This is a genomic window from Flammeovirga sp. SJP92 (assembly GCF_001583495.1).
Lineage (GTDB): Bacteria > Bacteroidota > Bacteroidia > Cytophagales > Flammeovirgaceae > Flammeovirga.
Map to the genome: position 1 here is coordinate 1 of NZ_LQAQ01000033.1, position 17,883 is coordinate 17,883.

At 37.5% G+C, this 17,883-nt stretch carries 10 protein-coding genes; all 10 read right to left on the minus strand.

Annotated elements, in window-relative coordinates:
- Position 1 precedes the first annotated feature (1 nt).
- The 10 genes from AVL50_RS08070 to AVL50_RS08115 all read right to left on the minus strand — a co-directional run bounded on the left by AVL50_RS08070 (position 2) and on the right by AVL50_RS08115 (position 17,655).
- Positions 2–1,315, minus strand: a complete 1,314-nt coding sequence (locus AVL50_RS08070) for a sulfatase-like hydrolase/transferase (protein ID WP_082795715.1) — start codon at positions 1,313–1,315, stop codon at positions 2–4.
- Positions 1,316–1,381: 66 nt separating this feature from the next.
- Complete coding sequence (locus AVL50_RS08075) at positions 1,382–3,391, minus strand: glycoside hydrolase family 97 protein (RefSeq protein ID WP_172826792.1); 2,010 nt, start codon at positions 3,389–3,391, stop codon at positions 1,382–1,384.
- Positions 3,392–3,441: 50 nt separating this feature from the next.
- Positions 3,442–5,208, minus strand: coding sequence for an arylsulfatase (locus AVL50_RS08080; protein WP_062615983.1), 1,767 nt, complete (start codon positions 5,206–5,208; stop codon positions 3,442–3,444).
- 35 nt (positions 5,209–5,243) lie between these two features.
- On the minus strand, positions 5,244–6,842 hold the full coding sequence (locus AVL50_RS08085) for an arylsulfatase (RefSeq protein ID WP_062615984.1): 1,599 nt from the start codon (positions 6,840–6,842) through the stop codon (positions 5,244–5,246).
- 107 nt (positions 6,843–6,949) lie between these two features.
- Positions 6,950–8,482, minus strand: a complete 1,533-nt coding sequence (locus AVL50_RS08090; protein WP_062615985.1) for a sulfatase-like hydrolase/transferase — start codon at positions 8,480–8,482, stop codon at positions 6,950–6,952.
- The gene (locus AVL50_RS08095; protein WP_062615986.1) at positions 8,472–9,368 is read right to left on the minus strand and encodes an alpha/beta hydrolase; all 897 of its coding nucleotides are present in this window, start codon (positions 9,366–9,368) and stop codon (positions 8,472–8,474) included. The genes AVL50_RS08090 and AVL50_RS08095 overlap by 11 nt, the downstream gene beginning before the upstream one ends.
- A gap of 49 nt (positions 9,369–9,417) precedes the next feature.
- Complete coding sequence (locus tag AVL50_RS08100; protein WP_253764264.1) at positions 9,418–10,809, minus strand: sulfatase-like hydrolase/transferase; 1,392 nt, start codon at positions 10,807–10,809, stop codon at positions 9,418–9,420.
- Positions 10,810–11,032: 223 nt separating this feature from the next.
- Entirely contained in the window at positions 11,033–13,672 is a 2,640-nt protein-coding gene (locus AVL50_RS08105) for a TIM-barrel domain-containing protein (protein ID WP_062615988.1), read from the minus strand.
- A 9-nt stretch (positions 13,673–13,681) separates the two neighbouring features.
- On the minus strand, positions 13,682–15,118 hold the full coding sequence (locus AVL50_RS08110; RefSeq protein WP_062615989.1) for a hypothetical protein: 1,437 nt from the start codon (positions 15,116–15,118) through the stop codon (positions 13,682–13,684).
- A gap of 8 nt (positions 15,119–15,126) precedes the next feature.
- Positions 15,127–17,655: a glycoside hydrolase N-terminal domain-containing protein gene (locus tag AVL50_RS08115; protein WP_082795716.1), complete on the minus strand. Its 2,529-nt coding sequence runs from the start codon at positions 17,653–17,655 to the stop codon at positions 15,127–15,129.
- Between the last annotated feature and the right edge of the window lie 228 nt (positions 17,656–17,883).

The following is a 17,883-nucleotide window of genomic DNA, read 5'->3' on the forward strand; positions in this document are numbered from 1 at the left end:
ATTAGGGTTTAAGGTGGAATAACTGAGTTTGACGAACAGCACCGTCCATCAAATCGTATTTCACTAGTTTCCAATCTCCTTTTGTTACGGCGCGCATACCTGGTTTTGTTCCACCACAATACACCCCATACATTTCATCTCTAAGCGTATTGCTTTTTCCCTCTAAAACCTTTTTGAAGCTTTCACCCTCCACTGTTTCTGGAATTGGAATACCTGCTAGCTCACAAAGTGTTGGGAAAATATCTAATAAATACACGTTTCCTTTTACTCTGGTGTTGGCTTTAATTCCGGGGCCTTTCACTATAAATGGCACCCTCCAACTGTGCTCATACAGATTTTGTTTACCCATCAAACCATGTCTTCCAACAGCAATACCATGATCGGCGGTATAGATAATGTACGTATTCTCCAGTTCCCCCATTTCATCCAGTTTTTGCAATACTTTTTCAAGTTGGATATCAATATTTTCCGAGCAAGCCATCTCTCTTCCAAATTCATTGCGGATGGTTTGTTCATCTCTATTTTTCCATACGCCCCTTACTCTGTCTTCATCTCTCAAATTAACATGACCATGGAAAAAAGGATGTTCTGCCAAGTAATTTTCAGGCAGGGCGGGTTGTTTACTATTCAATGGAGGTAAACTGTTTTTGTCTTTATGGTTAACGGCTCCATACTTTTCAAGTAATTCAGGTGTTCCGTTTCTTTCATCATGAGGGTGAGAAAAGCCAAAATAAATAAAGAACGGATTTTCCTCCTTCGTTGCTTCTCTCTCTGATAAATATTCTAGCACTTGTTTTGCATGCCATGCACTGCCCGTTTCTTCACTTCCACCTCGCTTCGTTTTATCTTTCACCACTGAAAACTGACGGTTCGCCCCAGGATAAGAGTTTCCTTTTTTACAAGTTCTCATGGTTTTGTAACCCGCATTATTAAAAATGGCACCGATCGTCATACTGTCTAATGCATGAGGGGAAGTCTGTTTTTGAAATTCAGCACTTGGCGGTAAATGCCAAACACTTCTACCACTCATAATCATATGACGAGAGGGAGTACACACTGCACCGTTCATTGAACCCATATGTCGCACCACATCAAAGGTCATTCCTGATTGAGCCAGTTTATCAATGGTTGGAGTTTCTAAAATTGAATTTGGATTGTATAATTTTAAATCAAATGGAGCCTGATCATCCACTAATACAAATAGAAAATTAGGGCGTTTCTGTTCCTTATTCAATTGATGAAGTTGACAGCTTCCACTGATTAAAACCACCAATAGTAATACTATGCCTATTTTTAAATGTAGTTTTGTTTTCATTTTGAAAGTAAGTTTAATAATTCATTTCTAGTTCTTTATTACCAATAGCTCAATGATGGATTTACATTACAAAAGTTTGTCTTGTGTAATATGAAGCACAAACCCATTGTTAGGCTTTATCTTCAACCTTAGTATTTGATCATGGGTCAATTTTTGTTGTTGGATTTTCACTTTAGTACGATTTTTCATCGTATCGTCATCCGTATATATTTTTACGGTATACTCTTTCTTTTTATTGAGGAATGAAAAATCAAGTGCTATATCTTGAGGCTCCATACCGTTAATACCTCCAACAAACCAATTATTCCCTTTTCTTCGTGCTATCACACCTATTTTTCCTATTTCCGCTTTTAGTACTTTGGTCTCATCCCAAACCGTTGGTACATTATCAAAAAATTCCAATTCTGGTTCATTTCCAATATGTCTTGTATTGCCCCATAAAGCATCATCTTTCATAGGAGCAAGTGGAGCACTGTCATACCAGTATAAAAACTGTAATGGACTATAAATGCAAACCGTTTTTGCAAGTTGCGAAGCATTGGAACCCATTGTTTTCACTCGCTTGTTGTAGTAACAAACAGTATTATCAGAAGCACCTGCCAGACAACGTGTAAACATTGTAATCAATGTATGTTGATTGGGAACTGTTTCTTCATCTCCTCTTATACCTTCTTGTGTGAGGAGATTAGGATACGTTCTTGAAAAACCTGTCGGTCTGTATTCATCATGAACATCAACAATCATTTTATATTCTGATGCTTTTTTAATGGCCTCATGCATCCAAGCGGTAGCTTCCTGATCTCCCACTCTCACAAAACCGAACTTAATCCCTGCCACACCCCATTTTGAAAATAAAGGAAGCAACTCATCTAGTTGTTTCTCCAAAGCACGACGGTTGACATAAAGCATCACCTTTATTCCTTTACTCTTGGCGTATTGACATATTTTTTCTAAATCAAATGGCCCTTTAGATCTTTTTGGATCAAGTGTAATGGTAGTGGCATCGGAAGAATTATCCATTTCATTACCATACCAACCGGCATCAAAATGAACATACTGCATGTTATGACTTGCCACAAAATCAATGGAAGCTAATGCACCTTGAGTCGTCAGCGTTCCTTCTCTTAGTACTTTTCCGGGTGTAATCCACGACGGGTCTTTAATAGCACATGGTTCATTTAGATTTTCAATGATAAAATTGTTCTCCAATAATTCACCATAGTTTTTGGCCATCATCATGACTCTCCAAGGTGATTGAAGTGGAAGATTACCCTTTACTTTAGGTGCATTACTACTTTCTCCCTCTATCACTGCACCCGTAATTTTATCCTGTTTGATATCTTCCTGTCTCCCATCTAAAGAGGATACAATTTCAAAAGCGCCTTTCTTTCCCGCTTGAAAACTTAGACGTGCATAATCCACCAATTTTGCTTCAGCAAGTACTAATTTTTTATCATGATCCACTTCAATCAAAAGTGGTCTTTCACAACCCACTTCAAGTTGAGATAATGCAATTTTTTTATACTCACCTTGAGCCGTTAATTTACCGGATTCTCTTTTTGGCGTTGACCAAACATGGTGATCTTTCTTGAAACGGTAAGTAATGTTTTCATCCTCTATATTGATAAAAGAAAGTCCATTTTGTTGAGGTATTTCGTAAGCAAAAGCGACTCCTTCGTTATAGGCTCTACAAATGAGATTTAAGGAAGAGGTTTTACTTTGAAGTTCAATTTTTACTTGAGTATAATGATCCGTTACAGTACTACGTTCACCGATTGGATTTACCCATTCATTTTTCACCTTTTCTTTCACTACATTCACCACTTTAAAAGGGGATGTAAAGTCAATATCCTTTGATTTTAAAGTCAATGTGGAAGGCAAAACCACTTCTTCTTTCCCATAAAGTAAACTAAACGTTATCCCATTTTCTCCTTCAGGATGAATAAGAAGCACCTTACTGTTATCCGGTGATTTTACCTTAATGGTCTGCGGTTTTGAAGATGCCTCCGAAGTATGGATAAATAAAATACTTAAGATGAAATTCAAAAAGATGGCTCTATATGTTAAGTAACTCATTCTCTGTAAATTTTGATTTTTTGATGGTATAAGACAGATTATTGTATCCATTACAATCTTTCTATATATACATAGTAAGCCGGATGCACTCTCCCCAAATTATCAATCAATTCGGCTTCTAAATCATATTTCCCTGCAGGAATTTTACATTTAAAAGTGACCTCTTTTTGACCTTCAGCAATTTTTTCAGATTTGGTAATCCCTGCCACATACATTCTTGCTTCAGTAAAGTCATCCTTCACACTTGCAGGTGCTGTTTTGTCCAGTTCTATTCGTTTTTCTTGAGCAGGAAAAGTGGCGTTAATGGCTAATTTGCTTTCTCTTGGAAAACGTCTCAGTGTAATTGTATAATCACCACCTTCTACAAATTCAATTTTCCAATTTCCTGATGCTTGTTCTGCTTCGATGGCCCCATTCTGATGCCACACTCCTCTGTAGGCTCCAATCAATAAATCATGAGATGAAATTTTACTTGGGTTTTCATATTTTGAGCCCACTTTAATGTAAGCGTAACGTTCATCCACTCCTTCATCAATAAAGGATTGCCACCATCTTTCATAACCTTCAGACAGACGTGATGCTACTTCTGGGTGTTGCTCAATGATATTGTTTTCCTGCCCTTTATCCTCTGTGATATTGTAAAGTTTATCACCATCAACCAATCGCCAATGATCATCCATCACCGCATATTTTTTATACTTAATAAGGTTTTGTTCTCTCTGTGTATCAATATATAAAATACGATTTTCCCATTTCGGATTGTCCTGAGTGAGCAGAGGTTTCAAGCTTTTTCCATCAAGTGGTTTTACAGGGTTGAAATCCAAATCCAGCAAATCAACAAATGTTGGAAGCAGATCATAATGTGCCACTAATCGATCCACATTTTTCCCGCCTGTTAATTCACCATTAGGCCATCGAATCATAAAAGGAACTCTGTGTCCACCATCAAACTGACTGCCTTTTCCTCCTTTTAAACCGGCATTAAAAACTTTTCGCCCAGCAGAAGTTCCATTATCAGTTGTGAAAATCAAAATAGTATTATCGTCTATATCAAGCTCTTTTAATTTATCTTCTAACCTTTTAAAATTGTCATCAATATTGGTGATCATGCCATAAAAACGACGACAACGTGGGTGAATATGTTCATACTTTTTCCCCTCATACATTTCAAGGTACTCTTGTGGTAAATTATAGGGTGCATGAGGTGCATTGGTAGCGATATAACAGAAGAAAGGTTGATCTTTGTTTTTCTTTATAAAGTCCAATGCTTCATCAAAAAACACATCCGTACAGTAACCGTTGTAAGGTTGTTCTTTTCCATTATGAAAATAAGTATCGCTAAAGTAATCGTTCATCCAATAATCAGGACCTTGGCCTATTCCCCCTGCTCCGTGACGAACCACTTCATGAAAACCTCTATCTTCAGGTCGATAAGGATAATTGTCTCCCAAATGCCATTTGCCATACATTGCATTGGTATACCCATTTTGTGCCAGCACTTGTGGTAAAGTCACCTCATCTTCAAATAAAATAGACCTTCCGGCTATCGTATGGTACACATTGACTCTATTGCAGTGGCGCCCCGTCATCAATGATGCTCTTGTAGGTGCACAAGTTGTAGAGACATGATAGTTGGTGAAATTAATTGCACTTTTAGAAAACTTATCAATATTGGGCGTCTTTATAAACTGATTTCCCGTTACGGCTAAATCGCCCATTCCTTGATCATCTGTGATAATCAGGATGATATTTGGTTTTTCTTTTTCTTGTGCATTGGATTGCTGTAAGTTTAGAAACAACGCGAATAATGCTAACATTATCCTACTAGTATTTTTTAGAAATCTGCTCATAGTTAATTTATTTTCATCCAGTTTATTTGTTCCCAATTTTCTTTGATATAAGGTTGAGGACTTCCTTTTGTGGTCCTTCCGTTCTCAATACTGTTTGTCATCTTTAAAGTCAGTTCTTCTACCACTTCAGGGTATTCGAAATAAAGATTTGTGGTTTCAGAAGGATCTTTTTCCAAATCATAAAGTTCAAATTTTGCATCACCTTCTGTAAGCGTTACAAAAGCAGGTTTTAAAGATCCGCCTGAACCTCTGAACATATTGAGTTTCCATTTTCCTTGTCGGATGGCAAAATGACCTGATGCCGAGTGATGAATCACCACTCTTCCTTTTGTATAGTCTTCTTCTTGGTTTTTCAATAATGGAAATAGACTAAAACTATCTTCCGCTTCATGATCTTCCAATGGCCTATCAATGATATCAGCAATTGTTGCTAAAAAATCCGATTGACAAACGGGAAAATCTGATTGAAGACCGGCGTCTATTCCATTGGGCCAACGCATAAGAAATGGTACTCTGTGCCCTCCTTCATAAATGTCTCTTTTTCCACCTTTGAAATGCAGGTTGCTAAAATGCTGATAAGTGGTTTGATGATAGGTATAATTTGTTTCAGCACCATTATCAGAAGAAAAAATAACGAGTGTGTTTTCTGTCAATTTATTGTCTTCCAAAGCGTCTAATACTTGCCCTACTCTATGGTCTGTCTCTTCTATAAAATCGCCATAGTTTCCACAGGCTGTTCTTCCTTGAAAGTCTTTATGTGTGCAATGTGGTAAATGCGGACTGGTCAAAGCAAGGTATAAAAAGAAGGGTTTTCCTGCTTTCGCCTCTTCTGCCCTTTCATTGATATAGTCGACTGCCTTTCCTGCAAAAGTCTCCAGTACCAATTCATCATTAAAAGACGGAGCCACCTCAATACCTCCTTTTTTGGGCATTTCATCTAAAAAAGGTGGTGTCATTCTATAATCCGCTGGACCAACACCCGAGTAGGTTCTTGGATTGCTGTTCTTTTTCTTTTTGGTCCAAAGAATAGGCGGATCCAATACTTTATCATTTTCTAAATATGTAAGGATACCAAAATTCATACTGGCAGGAATCCCGAAGAAATAATCAAAACCATATTCAATCGGTCCTTCCACAAAAGGTTTTGACCAGTCTCTATTGTTCTTTTTAGGCTCTCCAACAAAATCCATCTGTAGATGCCATTTCCCCACCATTCCAGTGTTGTAGCCATTCTCTTTTAAAAGTGATGCGATGGTCATTCGTCCTTTTTCAATCAGACAAGGTCCATCGGCTCTTAAAACTCCTTTCTTCAATGACGTTCTCCAACTGTATCGGCCCGTCAATAAAGTATATCTTGATGGTGAACATACCGCATCACTACTATGCCCATCAGTGAAAATAATTCCTTGATCAGCAAGTTTATCAATATTGGGCGTCACAAATTTAGCGTCTTTGTTTAAAGCACTTACATCTCCATAACCTTGATCATCAGTATAAATAATGACTATGTTTGGACGTTGCTTCGCTTGTGCTCTAGATGTTAGAGGAGCTAAAAAAATTGAAACCAACCCGATATATAGAAACAAGTAAAATCTGTTCATTCTGATTTGAAACTTAAATTTTGAAATTGTAAGAATGCTCCAAAAAGCACCCTTACAGTATTTCAATTGAAAAGGATTAATAATAATTAGGTGCTTATCAATCTAACTTAAAATTCTTCTCTTTGTGGTAATATATTTTGATACATCTGCTCAGTCTTATCTCTCAAACTTTTCAAGATTTCTGAATGAGCAGGACTTTGTGCTAAATTGTTTTGCTCCAACGGATCGTTCTCCATATCATAGAGTTCTTCTATTTTTGGAGAATGCTCATAATAGACAAAGTATTTGTATTGCTCTGTCCGAATTCCATGACTTCGATACGACTTATTATTCTTGATTAATGCTGAATTAATCTCATCTACATTCTTTTTATAGCGTTCGCTAAACATTGCTACTAAGAACAAATCTTCCATAAATACAGCATCTCTCCACTGACTCTTATCCTGTGTTTGGTCTAGAATTTTTGTTAAGTCTCTTCCCTGCATAGTTGCTGGAGCACTTACGCCTGCCAATGCTAAAATTGTAGGCGCCATATCGACTGAAGAAACAAGTGCCTTTTCTCTGAAACCTTGTTGCTGTTGTGTTTTTCTTCCATCATAAATAATCAAAGGCGCTTTTACAGATTCATCATATAAAAGACATTTGTCAAATAATCCATGAGAGCCTTGAAAACGTCCGTTGTCACTGGTGTAAATGATGACTGTATTTTTCAAAAGTTCCTTTTCCTTTAATTTCTCCATCAACAACCCCACTTGACAATCGACACTATACCCTTGCGTGGCAAATCGTCGGACCAGCTTTTGATATTTTTCAGATGTGGAAGAACGTTCACGATGCAGACGAACCCCTCTTGCATTTTCTTTTACTACCGCTGGCAACTGCTCGTTTTCAACTACCCAATTTTCTGGCACCGTCAAATTTTTATTTTCATACTGCTCATAATGGGGCCAGTAAATATGTCGGTTATTATCATGCTTTACGGCATAAAAGCTTACTGAGAGACAAAAGGGCTGATCTTTAGGGTTTGTATCTAAAAAGTGCAAAATAGCTTCACCCGTTCTTAATGTTCTCCCTGAGTTTTTTCTGTCTTCTTGATAGATGTTTTTTAATGTTTTATCCTCTTCAGGCCATATCACATGTCCTTTGCTTTCGGTTGTTTCACTGCCTGCAAAAAAATCAAATACACTTCCCACGTTTTCTTTATAAAACTGCTCTTTGGGAGTACTTGGCCTTACTGCTTTTGGCGTCACAGTAAATCCCATTTTCCCAATAAAACCTGTTCTATAACCCTCCTTTTTAAGTAATGCAGGGTAACTCTTTGAAAAGTCTTTCTGTGATAATGTATAATCTGTTGGTGCTACAAAACCTACTTGGTGATTGGAGTTAAACCGCCCTGTCATCATGGTCACTCGACTAGGCATACAAATCGCAACAGCGTAATAAGCGTTATCAAAAGTGACACCTTCTGCTGACAGCTGATCGATATTTGGCGTATTAAATTCCGCTTTTCCATAGCACCCCATATTATCCCAACGCTGATCATCAGTCATTAGAAAAATGATATTGGGTTTGTCTTGTGCTTTTATGGAAAGCGTGCCAATAAAAACGAAAATGATAGAAAAGTAGATACTATATCTCATCGCCGACAATCATTTGAGGTTTCCCTTTGATAAACTTGATTGACTTTAAGAAAAGGTCTGTTTCGTAGACAGTGATCTTATAAAATTTACCATCGTATTTATAATTATTGAAAAAACCGTGACCGGCATTATCGTATAAAAACAAATCACAACGACGCCCTACAGCATCCATTTTAGCTTTGTAATTTTCTGCAATAGAAGCTGGAATAAGATGGTCTTCTCTCCCTAAGAAAACGATGGTTGGTGGTGCTTCAGCAGTGATATTATGAGCAGGAGAAATCGTTCTCCACTGTTCCCCCATTCTTTTATGCTCAAATCCTTCAGGTCCATTATCAAACACTGGATTGAAAAGAATTAATGCATTGGGAACTGAACTGATGCTGAGGTCTTCATTAGGATGATCTAATTGAGGACAAACACCACATGCCGCCGCCAAGTGTCCCCCGGCCGATCCTCCTGATGCTACTATTTTTTCACTGTTGATATTTAAAACTTCAGCATTTTTTCTTAAAAATCGAATGGCTGATTTGGCATCTTCCACTGATTCATAAGGAGTGGTTTTGTGTCGATTTCTTACTCTATAATCAGCCAATACAGTAATCATCCCTCTTGATGCAAAGTATTCAGCTTGGGGTTTAAACTGTTTGATTGATCCGCCGTTCCAACCTCCACCAAAGTAAAATATAATGCAGGGGTATGATTTCTTTTTATTGAATTTTTCAGGATAATGAAAAATCAATTTTAACTGTAAAGTATCGATCTCTTTATAGATTAAAGAAAAAGGTTGATTTCTGTCTATCCCACCCAAGGACTTCAATTCCTTCTGTGCTATACACATGGACGAGGTAAATAGTATCAATAGTAATAGTTGTATTGTCTTTTTCATGTCGTATTATTGTTATCACTCAATGATCATTTCTTACTTGATCAACCTTTTAATTCTCTCTTCTCCATATAAAACTTTCCTCTAATAAAAGTTGATACTCTTCTTCCATCACCTTCTTCATTTTCTTTAAAACCTTAGGTTTAGAAGAGGCTAGGTTGTTTGTTTCTCCCAAATCATTTTTGATATCATAAAGCTCAAAATTGGTTAGCTTGGCACTTTTCACTAATGCTTCATTTCCGTCATAAAGATTATGTAACTTGGGTAGTTCTTTTCCATCTACAGTTAGTGTGGCCAATACCTTCCAATCTTCCGATCGCATCGCCACACGTTGTTGATTTAGGGCATCATAAAAAGCCCAAACCAGTGGTTTTACTCTCTTCTTTTGTCCTGTTTTTATCCATTTCACAAAAGACTCTCCATCCAATTCATGCTTGTTTTCGAGTTGAACACCCGATATTTCTGCTAACGTTGGCATAAGATCGAGTGCTGAAATGACGGCATCAGAAGTGCCATTAAAGGTTTCATTCCCCATCCAATATAAAATCCCAGGAACTCTAATTCCGGCTTCATTGGTCCAAAGTTTCATACCTTTCAATTCCCCCGGAGAACCATAAGAATGCTTGGCTCTACTGTAACGCATAAGTGTTTCTGGCCCATTGTCAGACGTAAAGAAAATCAGTGTGTTCTCTAATTTATTCTCTTCTAAATAATTCAATAATCGCCCAACGGCTAGATCCATATTTTCTACGTTTGCAAAGTACTTTGCTTGTGCTTCATTTTCACTGAGAGGCAGGTATTTATCAATCAGCTGTTGTGGTGAGGCAATGGGCTCGTGAGGTTCATGAAATGTGATCTGTAAATAAAAGGGTTGATTTGTTGGTTTGGTATTTAACCAACCGATCGCTTCATCTACTACAATTTGGCAACTGAAGCCTTCCAATTCACCTACTTTATTTCCATTTCTTACAAAATTGGATGGATTCTGATGACTTGGAGATGCGTTGTTATGCGTTGCAAACCAATGATCGAAACCAAAATAATCTGGCTTAGGTTGTGCATCACTATTGAACCTAGAACTGCAGTGCCATTTTCCTGATAAACAAGTTGCATACCCTGCCGATTTTAGTACGGATGGTATCGTATTTTCAAACTCCTGTAAGTGAACTAAATCTCTTAAATCATCACTTCTTTTATACCCTGGAATAAAATCATAAATCCCCACTTTATTGGGGCTTTTTCCTGTCAACAAACCCGCTCTTGATGGTGAGCATACTGGTGCAGAAGAATAACAATTGGTCATCAAAATTCCTTTTTGAGCCATGTTATCCAAATGAGGTGTTTTAATTGTAGGGTGTCCATAAGCAGATAAATCGCCATACCCCAAGTCGTCACATAGAATGACCACAATATTGGGTTTTTCTTGTGCTTTTTTTTGCCCCATTGTAGAAAGGCAGTTTATCGCTATTAGTAATATAGTAAATAAGTAATTCTTCATTTTTATCAATTCGTTATATTTTGAGAGCTAAAATGGTTCGTGTTGTGGTCCTTGAGGACGTTGCAATGCAACGTCCCTACAAACGGTATCCAAACACTATGGAAACACCCTATTTCATGTATTAAGTAATCACAACTTTAAAACAAGATTTATAAGGAGGATCTTTCATTTATAATTGTACTTGCAGTGTCTGACCTTCAAAAGCAATCTCTTCTGTTTTGCTTCCTACTAGCTCCACTTGTAATTGCATTGGTGATTTTCCAAAGTCGATATAATCACCGTTCCCTTTCTTCACGGTCAAGGTTTTAGCCGTTTCAGAATATTCAAATACCACTTCCGAAAAAGTTCCTTTTTCATATTCATAAGAAGTATTATCATCTTGATAAAGTGTATATTGAGCATCTTTACCAGGGTAGATTTTCAATTTTAAAGGTTCATCAGTGGGTTGTGTAGCGTATTGTACCTTAGGGCCGATTGGAAGGATAGAACCCGCTTTGACGAAGATAGGTGTTTCATCAAAATCAGCTTTTGCTCTTACCAATTGTCCTCCCTGCATTTTTTTATTGGTCCAATAGTCAAACCACTCTCCTTTTGGCAAGTAGACGTTTTTATGACGTTGTTTGTATTCCGTCACAAATGCCACCATTATATTTTCACCAAAGCATAATTGATCTTTAATGTTCCATGTTTTTTGATCATTGGGATAATAGAATGCCAAAGGACTCATTAGTGTATGCCCATCTTTTGTGATTTTCCATGCTTCCGAATAGATATAAGGCATCAGCTGATAACGGAGATCAATAAACTTACGGGCAGACGTTTCAAAAGCTTTTCCATATCTCCAGATTTCCGTTTCTGAAACATATCCATGAATACGGAAAATCGGGCTGAATGCTCCAAACTGAAACCAACGGTTCAACAGCTCAATAAATTCCTCATTAGTATATTGATCATCGTAGATGGGGTTGATGGAATTGGCATCTCTAAAGAAACCGCCAATATCATGCGACCAATAAGGCATTCCCGCCATCGTGAAGTTTAGACCCGCTGGAATTTGTTCTGCGAATTGCTCCCATGTTGATTGTACATCTCCTGACCAAGTGGCTGTACCATATCGTTGTTGACCAGGGTAAGCAGAACGCGTCAAATTGAAAATACGCTCGTTTGGATACTCCTTTCTTTTTCCTTCAAACATGGCTTTGCTGACCAACAATGAATACGCATTTTTCACTTCCTTGAAAGGGCCGATTGCCGTTTGCACATCATTTCTTGGTTTTGAAGCAGGTTCTGTTCCATCAAGCCAAATTGAATTCACTCCGAAATGGAACATACTATCACTTAGCATTCTGTAATAACGCTCACGAACGCCTTCATCATAAAAATCAAGATTGTGATTTCCTTTTCCGAGTTTGTATTGCAGTAAATCATATTTTTCTAACAAAGGCGTATTATTGACCATTGGCCAAACCGAAACCATCAAATTCATATTGAGGTCATGCACTTCATCCGCCATTGCTTTAGGATTAGGATATTTGCTTCTGTCCCATTCCGGTCCCTTTGTTCCATCAGGCCAATAGAACCAATCCTGTACAATATTATCCACCGGAATTTTTCTTTTTCTCAGCTCTCTTGCATTCTCTAATAATTCTTCTTGATTATGGTAACGCTCACGGCATTGCCAAAAACCATAAGATTTTTTAGAAAATAATTTCGATTTACCCGTCAAGTTGTGGTATTCAGCCAGAACTTTTCTTGGATTTTCACCATGAATCAAATAATAGTCAATTACATTGCCTTCCTCACTGCTAAACACTGTTTTGTCAAAATCTGGCTCATTGTAAAATAATCGGCCTTTCATTTTCTTGGCTCCGGTATTTTGGAAAGTGATCTTATAAGTCTTTCCTGCTTGAAGTTTCTTTGTTCCCGAATGACAAGTTGGTACCCAAATCGTTGCATAGTTGATGACCGTATCATTATCGATCAATACACGAATTTCACCACGCATTCTATTGGATTTATCACTTTCTACAAAGAAGCTGTACTCCCCCGTTTTTTCTGGAATAAAGGTCGTCACTCTAATGTTTTTATCATTATTTTCCTTCATTTTATGCTTTACAACATTCTCTGCATCTTGCCCCAAATTTTCCTCCTCCACACTTGCAAAAGCTTCTTCTTTTTGATCAAAAGAAATTTCATGTTGTGCTTGATTAAAATCCGTCACACTATAGTTATGCCAGTAAATACCATAGTTGTTGGTAGACATCAAGAAAGGAATCGCTACTTCCTGATTGTATTGCTGTAAACGATTAGATACTCCCCTCCAGTTTAAAATATTACTCTGAAACTGTCCCAATCCATACAAGGCTTCATCACCTGCCACAAAAGCTTGTGAAACTTTCCAACTTGCTTTTTTATTTTGATTGATATACGTCAGATCATTCGTCTCACTGACCAACTTTTGCCCCTTCGCATCTTGATACTCAATTGTACCGTCTGCATTGACAATAAGTTTTAAAGCTTCAGTAGAAATGCTCAGTTGCTCCTCCGATTTTTTCATCTTCCAGTTGACATTCTGAGGTTTCAAAACCGTAACATAATCGGGGTGCTTTATCGGTTCTACACCTACCAAACTTTTTTGAACATGAATAATAGATTCATCGATAATTTCGATGGTTAAATTCAAGCTATCCATTTGTACAGTGACTTTATTATCAATTTCTGTAACCGGATATTTAAATTGTCCACATGATGACAAAATAAAGCTAAGACCTATAAAGCCAAATAGTGTATTTTTGAATACCTTTTTCATCACTTATCGCTACTTAATAGTTTTCGATTGTAACTGAATATCTTTTTTGAAAATATGGTTATTGAACCCTTCGTCTGTTACTTCACTTGCTGAAATACCATGATTGCTTTTTGCATTATCATCGAGTTCAAGAGGGTGTGCAGTGAAATTATGGATGATGTTATTGCCAGCATAGTAATTTTGATCCTTGCCTCTCATCCCAATGGAATTGTTATTCCCTCCGATTTTTATGGTCAAGTCTTGATCCGTCTTTCCTTCGGGAATTAATGATTTTAAAACCACTTTATGATTGGAACCGATCACCATAGCCGCACAACCCATTCCATTGTATGATTTCCCTTCGTAAGGAATCAATGTGATTTCAGCGTTCATTCCTTCATCTCTCTCATAGTCCACGCCTAAGGCAGGGCCATGTTGCGTATCTGCATAACAATCAATGATATCACCCGAGCCAATACAGAAACCTCTTTGACAGCCAATCGCCGTCGTTCCTCTTACATATTTTTTACCAGTAGCATGCGTGAGTGTGACACCCGCTCTCATATTTTTCACAGTGCAATTCAAAATAGTGGGGTTGGAAGTTCCTCTTTTATATTCCTTCCCATTGATCACAGTCTCCCCTCCATTGTAAGCTCTAATGCCTTCTTCTCCCAAACACATCATATATCCAGCAGGCAATTTGTAGCCCCAATACGTCATAAAACCAGCTTTATCACCATCAGAACCTGACCCTTCTTCTGCCAGCATATCATCTGATGATCTCATTTCACCTTCCACATAACATCCTTCAATAATGGGCTGATCTGCCGCTTGCATAAAGATGGCATGACCATAACTTCGGTGAATAACAGTTGTATTCTTCAAATGGTTTTTAAAACCTCTTACCAAGCATGCAGAGTGTTTATAATGTTTGATGACATTTCTTCCGCCTTTCCCAAAAGTTTCCCCATAGCCATAAGGATAAGAACCTTTGGTAGAAACATGAAAACCTTCAATTCTGTTGTTCGCTCCATCCATTACAATATTACACGCACCTTCTTTTGGGTAATCATAAACAGTTCCCACGTCTACAAGCGTCATGTTTTTGATGACATTATTATTGCCGATGGTTTGCACTTCATAAAAGTCATCGTAGTCTGTGAAAGCATTGAAAACAGCTGTTTCTACATTGATGGTCACATCTGTAAAATCATAAGTACTGTTATTTCCTTGAAACAAAAAGAGTACATATACTTTGTGATTTAAGATATTCGTAAACTCTTTGAACTTACCCTTTTTTACGTCTTTGGCTGTGACCGTATAAGTGCCTGGTGCAAGTTTTACATTGACATTATTTTGTTTTAAATAAGGAAGTAATTCTTCAATTGAATTGACTTCTTGCTGTGCTAAAATCGTTGTACTTATCATCAATGACAGTACTAAGAGTAACCATTTTTTATGTTCCATCGAGTCTGTTATTTTAATGTTGATAGTTTAATTTCTTGTCCTTTCTCTGTAGGTATATCGTATTCGAAATATGGTTTAGTTTCAAAAGGTTCGACTGTAGTTTGTGATGCTGTCAAAGGCCTTTTGATAGAAGGTGTCTGGTAAAAGAAATTGGGATTGTCTGAGGAAGCGATTTTAATATTGTTTCCATTATTCAAGACCAACTTCTCATAAGTTCTAATCCTTAGATTTCCACCTATTGTAGATTGAATTACCGCCTCTTTTAATTTGCCATTTTCCCACACCAAATTCTTTACCTCAAAACCACCACGAGCTCTCAAACCTTGAACCTGACCTTTGGGCCAAACATCTGGCAACGCTGGAAGTAGTTGAACAGCTCCATCATGGCTTTGTAAAAGCATTTCTGTTAAACCCGAAGTGAATCCAAAATTTCCATCAATTTGGAAAGGTGGATGTGCATCGAGCATATTAGGATATGTTCCTCCTCCGACTTGAGACTCTGATCGGCCTACCAATTTGATCTGATTTTCCATTAAACGGTAAGCATGATTTCCATCCAGTAATCTTGCCCAAAGATTTATTTTCCAATTCATAGACCACCCTGTAGACGGATCACCTCTGTAGATCAACACATTTTTAGATGCTTGTGTCAACAATAGTGTGTTGTAAGGTGAAATTTGATTGGATGGAAATAATCCATAAAGGTGTGAAACATGTCGATGATGATCTTCTGGATTATCCCAATCTTGCATCCACTCTTGTAATTGTCCATGTTTACCGATTTGCATTGGGGCCAACTGTGTTAATGTTTTTTCCATCTCTATTACTAAATCCTCATCTTTCTCTAGAAGCTTTGCTGCTTGGATAGTTTTAGTGAAAATATCAAAGAGCAGTTGATTATCCATCGTGGTCCCATAAGCTATATTCACCATTTTAGGATGATGAGAGGGCCTGTTCTCTGGAGAGGTAGAAGGGGAAATAACCAGCCAATTTTTCTCAGGTTCCGAAACGGCAAAGCTTAAGCAAAATTCAGCCGCTCCTTTCATTGCAGGGTACACGGTTTTCAGATAATTTACATCTCCACTAAACATAAATTTATCCCAAAGGTGCTGACTTAACCATACACCTCCCATCGGCCACATTCCCCAAGTTGCACCATCTACAGGTCCGCAAATACGCCATAAGTCAGTGTTGTGATGCGTCACCCAACCTTTTGCACCGTACATATCTTGAGCCGTTTTCTGCCCTGCTACAGAGAGTTCTTTTACCATTTCAATTAAAGGCTCATGCATTTCTTGAAGGTTGGTAACTTCGGCAGGCCAGTAATTCATTTCTGTATTGATGTTGATCGTGTACGCACTTTTCCAAGGCGGTGTCAGGTCATTGCACCACAACCCTTGCAGGTTGGAAGGCTGTCCTCCAGGCTGAGAAGAACAGATTAACAGATACCTTCCAAACTGAAAATAAAGTGTAGCTAATGAGGGGTCATTTTCTTTACTAAAATTTTGAATTCGTAAATCCGTTGGTTTTTCAGAAGCTTTCGTTTTTCCTAAGTCAAGCGTTACTCTTTTGTAGAATTTTTGATAGTACTGCGTATGATTCTCTATTAATTTTTTGAAGGATTTTCTTTCTGCTTTTTGGATTGCATTGGTTGCTAATCGATGTGGATTTTCACTGAGCTCTTGGTAGTTGACAAAATTAGTGGCAATCGCTACATAAAGGATCACAGCATCAGCCTTGGAAACCTTGATGTCTTGACCATTGGCTACAACTTTCCCACCCTCATTGTCTATTTTTACCTGTGTTTCAAATTTTACTTTCCCTTTGATGTAATCCGCATCTTTAGGCAATCTTTTGTTCTTACCATCCGCAGAGGTCCCTTCCATTATTAAAGTTTTATTTGAAGGAGTTGAGATCTTTACTGTTGATGGTGAAGGTCTTGAGGCTGACAAAGTAAAATCAATTTTTCCTTTTTTATTGGCTGTAAGGCGAATGATCATCACCTGATCCGTGAAAGAAGTGAAAACCTCTCTTTTATATTTTACACCCTCCACTACATAAGAAGTGGTGGTCGTTGCTTTTTCAATATCTAATTCACGATAGTAATCAGCATATTCCGCATGTTGAGGCATACTTAAGAAAATATTGCCCGCCGTTTCGAAGTTCATTCCGTGAGAAGTTTTTGAAATAAACTTGTCATTGGCTAATCGGTGTGCCTCTTCATATTTATCATTAAAAAGCAAAGTACGGATAGTTGTCAAAGCGTCCTTTGCATCAGGATTGTCATTGCTATGCGGACTACCCGACCAAAGTGTTGCTTCATTCATTTGAATGTTTTCTTTCACCGGATCACCATGAACCATAGCACCTATACGTCCGTTACCAATTGGCAGGGCTTCATTCCAATTAGAAGCAGGAGCATCATACCATAATTTATGCTGTGCACTAAGTGACGTTATGCAAATAATGCATAGTCCTATGGCTCCAAATATTTTTCTAATACAATCCAATGTTCTACTTTTTTCTATTCTAAACATCCAATTTTTACCAAGTAGATCTACTTCTATTTATTCATTTCAAGTCAATTCTTTTTAGACTAATAATCAACAACTTAATTGTTTTAATATTTTATCTATCAGTTCTTTAAACCTTGATCATCCCTCTTTTTCTAGCTTAAAAAAGTGCAATCGATTGCATCTATAATCAGAAAAAAAAAGAGTTTTTTTATATCCAGAAGTAAGACTGATAGTCTTTTGATTTTAGTT

What these genes read in the sequence shown, in the direction of transcription:
- AVL50_RS08070 (WP_082795715.1), bottom strand. Translation starts at nt 1,315, where the DNA reads ATGAAAACAAAACTACATTTAAAAATAGGCATAGTATTACTATTGGTG.
- AVL50_RS08075 (WP_172826792.1), bottom strand. Translation starts at nt 3,391, where the DNA reads ATGAGTTACTTAACATATAGAGCCATCTTTTTGAATTTCATCTTAAGT.
- AVL50_RS08080 (WP_062615983.1), bottom strand. Translation starts at nt 5,208, where the DNA reads ATGTTAGCATTATTCGCGTTGTTTCTAAACTTACAGCAATCCAATGCA.
- AVL50_RS08085 (WP_062615984.1), bottom strand. Translation starts at nt 6,842, where the DNA reads ATGAACAGATTTTACTTGTTTCTATATATCGGGTTGGTTTCAATTTTT.
- AVL50_RS08090 (WP_062615985.1), bottom strand. Translation starts at nt 8,482, where the DNA reads ATGAGATATAGTATCTACTTTTCTATCATTTTCGTTTTTATTGGCACG.
- AVL50_RS08095 (WP_062615986.1), bottom strand. Translation starts at nt 9,368, where the DNA reads ATGAAAAAGACAATACAACTATTACTATTGATACTATTTACCTCGTCC.
- AVL50_RS08100 (WP_253764264.1), bottom strand. Translation starts at nt 10,809, where the DNA reads ATGGGGCAAAAAAAAGCACAAGAAAAACCCAATATTGTGGTCATTCTA.
- AVL50_RS08105 (WP_062615988.1), bottom strand. Translation starts at nt 13,672, where the DNA reads ATGAAAAAGGTATTCAAAAATACACTATTTGGCTTTATAGGTCTTAGC.
- AVL50_RS08110 (WP_062615989.1), bottom strand. Translation starts at nt 15,118, where the DNA reads ATGGAACATAAAAAATGGTTACTCTTAGTACTGTCATTGATGATAAGT.
- AVL50_RS08115 (WP_082795716.1), bottom strand. Translation starts at nt 17,655, where the DNA reads ATGTTTAGAATAGAAAAAAGTAGAACATTGGATTGTATTAGAAAAATA.